The 5512-nt window shown below is 72.1% G+C and carries 5 protein-coding genes; 3 read left to right on the top strand and 2 right to left on the bottom strand.

All coding sequences use genetic code 11. The annotated features are described in order from the left end of the window. A partial coding sequence (locus FRW57_RS16530) for a uridine kinase family protein (protein ID WP_152186515.1) occupies positions 1–470 on the bottom strand: 470 nt, incomplete at its 3' end. Between the two features lie 54 nt (positions 471–524). Here FRW57_RS16530 and hisF point away from each other — a divergent pair. Continuing rightward, the gene (hisF, locus tag FRW57_RS16525; RefSeq protein ID WP_137122010.1) at positions 525–1298 is read left to right on the top strand and encodes an imidazole glycerol phosphate synthase subunit HisF; all 774 of its coding nucleotides are present in this window, start codon (positions 525–527) and stop codon (positions 1296–1298) included. A gap of 62 nt (positions 1299–1360) precedes the next feature. On the opposite strand, the gene FRW57_RS16520 is transcribed toward hisF, so the two are convergent. Next, positions 1361–2008, bottom strand: a complete 648-nt coding sequence (locus FRW57_RS16520) for a TIGR03085 family metal-binding protein (RefSeq protein ID WP_137122011.1) — start codon at positions 2006–2008, stop codon at positions 1361–1363. 93 nt (positions 2009–2101) lie between these two features. On the opposite strand from FRW57_RS16520, the gene FRW57_RS16515 reads away from it, so the two are divergent. Both FRW57_RS16515 and FRW57_RS16510 read left to right on the top strand, forming a co-directional pair. Beyond that, positions 2102–3955, top strand: coding sequence for an ABC transporter ATP-binding protein (locus tag FRW57_RS16515; protein WP_152186514.1), 1854 nt, complete (start codon positions 2102–2104; stop codon positions 3953–3955). Continuing rightward, positions 3952–5512 (top strand): ABC transporter ATP-binding protein (locus FRW57_RS16510; RefSeq protein ID WP_152186513.1); only part of this gene is annotated, 1561 nt, incomplete at its 3' end. The genes FRW57_RS16515 and FRW57_RS16510, both read left to right, overlap by 4 nt.

Raw genomic sequence — 5512 nt, 5'->3', positions numbered from 1 at the left:
CGCGAGCGGCGGGTGTCCCCGGCCGCGTCGAGCCAGACCCGGACCGACTCGAGGGCGGCGCACGGCGGGACGCTGCACCCTGCACCCTCGACGACCAGCAGCCCCATGGGAGGGAGGGTGACCGTCTCGCCGTCTCGCCCCTCCAGCCAGTCGAACCGCCGGTATGCCGCCCGCTCACCGCGCGAGAGGGGCTGCAGCACCTGGTCGTGGAGCCGCCGCACCCCCCGGGCCAGGCCGTCCCAGCCCGGGTAGAGGTCGTCGAGGGGGAGCAGCTGCGGGCGCCTCGACGGGGCCGACGTCGGCAGCACCGCGTCCGTGAGCGCACCCAGCAGCGCCTCGACGAAGGTGGTCTTGCCGGCGCCGCTGCGGCCGTCGACCGCGACGACCAACGTGCTGCCGCACCGCGGTCCGGTCTGCGCGACGAGGTCGGTGACGGCCGCGAGGGTCGACGCGGACGGTCCCGGTGGCATGTCCGCACCCTAGACGCGTCGGCTCGTCGACTCGTTGCTGGATAGGCTCGAGCGGTGAGCGTTGCCATCCGCGTCATCCCGTGCCTGGACGTCGACGCCGGGCGGGTGGTGAAGGGCGTCAACTTCGCGCGGCTGCGCGACGCCGGGGATCCGGTGGAGCTGGCCCAGCGCTACGACGCCCAGGGGGCCGACGAGCTCACCTTCCTCGACGTGACGGCCAGCAGCGGCGACCGCGAGACGACCTACGAGGTGGTGGGCCGCACCGCCGAGCAGGTCTTCATCCCGTTGACCGTGGGCGGCGGCGTGCGCACGGTCGAGGACGTCGACCGGCTGCTGCGTGCCGGCGCCGACAAGGTGGGCGTCAACACGGCGGCGATCGCCGACCCGGAGCTGATCGCGCGCGTGGCCGACCGTTTCGGGTCCCAGGTGCTGGTGCTCTCGGCCGACGTCCGACGCAGACGCGACGACACCGGTGCGGCCACGGAGGACTTCGAGGTGACGACGCACGGCGGCCGCAGGGGGACCGGCCTCGACGCGGTGGAGTGGTGCGCGCGGGCCGCCGAGCTCGGCGCCGGCGAGATCCTGCTCAACTCGATGGACGCCGACGGCACCAAGGAGGGCTTCGACCTTCCCCTGATCCGCCGGGTCCGTGCCGAGGTGCGCGTGCCCCTGATCGCCAGCGGGGGGGCTGGCCGGGCGGCCGACTTCCCGCCGGCGGTGCAGGCGGGGGCGGACGCCGTCCTCGCGGCGAGCGTCTTCCACTTCGGCGAGCTGTCCGTCGGGGACGTCAAGGACGCGCTGCGCGCGGACGGCATACCGGTCCGCTGACCCTCCGACTCCACCGACCACGCCGCCTCGTGCCGCCCTCTGCGGCGGAAAGGATATGGCGGTCAGAGACCGAGGTCGGACGACTCGAAGGCCGCCACGGCCGCGGGCGGCCCGTCCACCTCGACCTCGGCGACGCGACCACGGCCGAAGGCGAGCAGGACCAGCTCGCCCGGGCTGCTGCGCAGGACGACGCTGCCCTGGTCGCGGGGCGACCGCAGCTGGCGGCGACCGTGCTGCGGAGTGACCGCCACCACGCCGACCGGGCAGCCACGCAGCAACACGCGTCCCATCCGGGTCAGGGTCGACCACAGCGCGGCCTCGAGGTCGGGGTCGAGGTCACGCCGCACGGGCGCCTCACCGGCACGCAGCACATCCTCGTGGTGGACGAAGTACTCCACCAGGTTGACCACCTCGTCGAGAGGTGCGATCGAGACCGGCGACCACCGGGGCGGCCCGGAGCGGACCAGGTCCACCAGGTGCGGCCAGTCCTGCGCGGCGTAGCTGTCCTGGGTGCGCCGCGCGTGCTGCCCCAGGACGGGCGCCTGTGGCACGGCTGAACCGATCACCGTGTCCGGCCGGCGGTCGCGGATGACCAGGTGGGCCGCCAGGTCACGGGTGAGCCACGGGTCGCAGAGAGTGGGTGCGTCCCGGCCGACCCGCTCGAAGGTGTCGCAGAGGGACTGGCGTTCGAGCCGGGCGAGGTGGGCCATAGGCTCATCCTGCCATCGTCACGACGCGGCCCGGGGGTCGGAGCGTGAGAGGCTGGTTCGTCCCACCCCACCTTCACCGATCCCGGAGGACACGTGTCGTCGGCGACCCCGCCCAGCCTGCGTCGTGGCCTCTCCATCCTCGGCACCGGGATCCGCCAGCAGCCGCGGTGGTTCGCGCTCGCCGTCCTCGGCAGCGCCCTCTACGGCGTCATGACCGTGGCCACCGCGTGGGCCATCGGCAAGGTCACGCGCGAGGTCGTGAGCCCGGCGATCCAGGCCGGCGAGGTCACCGCCGGGCAGCTGTGGTCAGCCGGCCTGCTGCTGGGCGGAGTGACCCTGCTCAACGTCCTGGGCGTGATCGTGCGCCGGATCAGCGCCGGGGTCACCTTCTTCAACCTCAGCGCGATGTACCGGCGGCGGGTAACCAGGCAGTACCTCCGGCTGCCGCTGTCCTGGCACCACCGACACCCCTCCGGACAGCTGTTGTCCAACGCCAACGCCGACGTCGAGGCGAGTTGGGAGGTCTTCAACCCGTTGCCGATGGCCGTCGGCGTCCTCGTCATGCTCGCTGTCGGCATCGTGCAGATGTTCGCCGTCGACTCGGTGCTCGCGGTGATCGGTCTGCTCGTGTTCCCGGCGCTCTTCCTGGCCAACCTCGCATTCCAGCGCCGGATGTCGCCGCGCGTGACGCTCGCGCAACAGCTACGCGCCGAGGTCTCCGAGGTGGCGCACGAGAGCCTGGAGGCGGGACTGGTCGTCAAGGCGATGGGACGCGAGGAGCAGGAGGCCACCCGGTTCACCCACGTCACCCACCGGCTGCGTGACGCCAACATCGAGGTCGGCCGGACCCGCGGCACCTTCGACCCGGTGATCGAGGCGATCCCCACCCTTGGCACGCTCGCCGTGCTGGGCTTCGGCACCGCGCGGGTCGCCTCTGGCGCGATCGGCGCCGCCGAGGTGGTGCAGATCGCCTACCTTTTCTCGATCCTTGCCTTCCCCGTCCGAGCCCTGGGCTGGGTGCTGTCCGAACTGCCGCGCACCGTGGTCGGAATCGACCGCGTCAACCGCGTCCTGCAAGCCGAGGGGCAGATGCCGTATGGCGATGGCGACCTGCCGCGCGACGGCGCGGCAGGGGTGCGTGCGACCGGGATCAGCTACGGCTACGACGTCAGCCGCGACGACGCCAGGGTCGACAAGGACGAACCCGCGGTCCGCGAGGTGACCCTCACCCTTCCTGCCGGAGGGACCACGGCGCTGGTCGGTCCGACCGGCTCAGGCAAGTCGACGCTCACGTCGCTCGTCCTGCGGCTCGTGGACCCGGACACCGGTGTCGTCGCCCTCGACGGCATCGACCTGCGTGAGGTGACCAGGGGCGGGATCCCGGAGGTCGGCGCGCTCGTCGCCCAGCAGACCTTCATGTTCGACGACAGCGTGCGCGGCAACGTCACCCTGGGTGCCCCGTACGACGATGCGCAGGTCCGCGAGGCCCTGCGCGTGGCGCAGGCCGACGAGTTCGTGGCGGCGTTGCCGGAGGGTGTCGAGACGCGCGTAGGAGAGAGAGGGGCGTCGCTCTCGGGCGGCCAACGGCAACGGATCGCCCTGGCACGTGCGGTGATCCGCGAGCCGCGACTGCTCGTCCTCGATGACGCGACGAGTGCTGTCGACCCCAGCGTCGAGCAGGCGATCCTGGCCGGGCTGCGGACCGGTCGGAGCGGCACCACCGTGCTCGTCGTGGCCTACCGCATGGCCACGATCAGGCTCGCCGACGACGTGGTCTACCTCGACCACGGCCGCGTCGTGGACCATGGCACGCACGACGAGCTGATGGCACGGTGCACCGGCTACCGGAGGCTCGTCACGGCATACGCGCGGGAGGCGGAGGAACGCGCGGCGGTGGCCGCCGACGAGGAGTCGGCCTCCCTGGTCGACGCGGGCGAGCAGCGATGAGCGCCACCACCACACCGCGCCGGGCCACAGACCTCGCCGACGGCCCGATCCTGGACACGGGGCAGACGCTGCGGCGCGGGCTGGAGCTCTCGCCCGAGCTGCGCAAGGGGATCCTCGTCACGATCGGGCTGGCCCTGGTCTCGACGATCGGCCGGGTGCTCGTGCCGTTCGTCGTGCAGCAGACGACCGACCGGGGGATCCTCGCGCCGGGCGGCCCCGACGTCGGCATCGTGGTGTTCTTCGTGGCCGTGGCCGCCGTCGGTGTGCTGCTGACGGCGGTGACGTCGTACTTCGTCAACATCCGACTGTTCCGCGCCTCAGAGAGTGGCCTGTCCACGTTGCGCATCAAGGCGTTTCGGCACATCCACGACCTGTCGGTGCTGACCCAGAACACCGAACGGCGCGGCTCCCTCGTGTCACGGGTGACCAGCGACGTCGACACCATCTCCAAGTTCGTCCAGTTCGGCGGGCTGATGTTCATCGTGTCGCTGGGGCAGCTCACCGTAGCCACCGTGCTGATGCTGGTCTACAGCCCCGTGCTCGCGCTCGTCGTGTGGGCCTGCTTCGTGCCGCTGTTCTTCATCATCCGCAAGTTCCAGGGCATCGTCGGACGGGCCTACACGGCTGTCCGCGAACGGGTCGGGGACCTGCTCGGGGCGGTGGCCGAGTCGGTTGTCGGGGCGGCGACCATCCGGGCCTATGGCGTGGAGGACCGCACGGCAGCCCGGCTCGACTCGGCCATCGAGGCCCACCGGCGCGCGGCGATCGGCGCCCAGGCGCGCTCTGTCCTCGCCTTCACCACCGGACAGCTCGTCTCGGGCCTGACCACCACCGTCGTGATCGTCGTCGGGACGGTCCTCGCGGTGCGGGGGCACCTCAGCCTGGGTGAGCTGCTGGCGTTCCTCTTCCTGGTCAACCTCTTCACCCAGCCGGTCCAGACGGCGACCGAGATCCTCAACGAGATGCAGAACGCCGTGGCCGGGTGGCGCCGGGTGATTGCGGTCATCGACACCCCGGCGGACGTGGCCGACCCCGGTGAGGCCGGGGTGCGGCTACCGCGCGGGCCGATCACCGTCGAGTTCGACGACGTGTCGTTCGCCTACCCGGGCGGCGAGACGGTGCTGCGCGACGTCGCCCTCGAGATCGCGCCCCGGTCGAGGGTGGCCGTCGTCGGCGAGACCGGCTCGGGCAAGACCACCTTGGCCAAGCTGCTGACCCGGCTGATGGACCCGGGACACGGCGCCGTGCGGATCGACGGGGTCGACCTGCGCCACGTCCGGTTCGACTCGTTGCGCAGTCGGATCGTGATGGTGCCGCAGGAAGGTTTCCTCTTCGACACCACGTTGCTCGACAACGTCCGGTTCGGCCGGCCGACGGCCACCGATGACGAGGTGCGGCTCGCGATCACCGAGCTCGGGCTCGACGAGTGGCTGGCGGGCCTGCCGCGCGGACTGGATACCCGGGTCGGCCAGCGCGGCGAGTCCCTGTCGGCGGGGGAGCGCCAGCTCGTGGCGCTGGCGCGGGCCTACCTCGCCGACCCCGACCTGCTCGTGCTCG

Source organism: Segeticoccus rhizosphaerae, assembly GCF_009192725.1.
GTDB lineage: Bacteria > Actinomycetota > Actinomycetes > Actinomycetales > Dermatophilaceae > Segeticoccus > Segeticoccus rhizosphaerae.
Note: the sequence above shows the minus strand (reverse complement) of the source record. Positions and strands in the feature narration are given on the sequence as shown.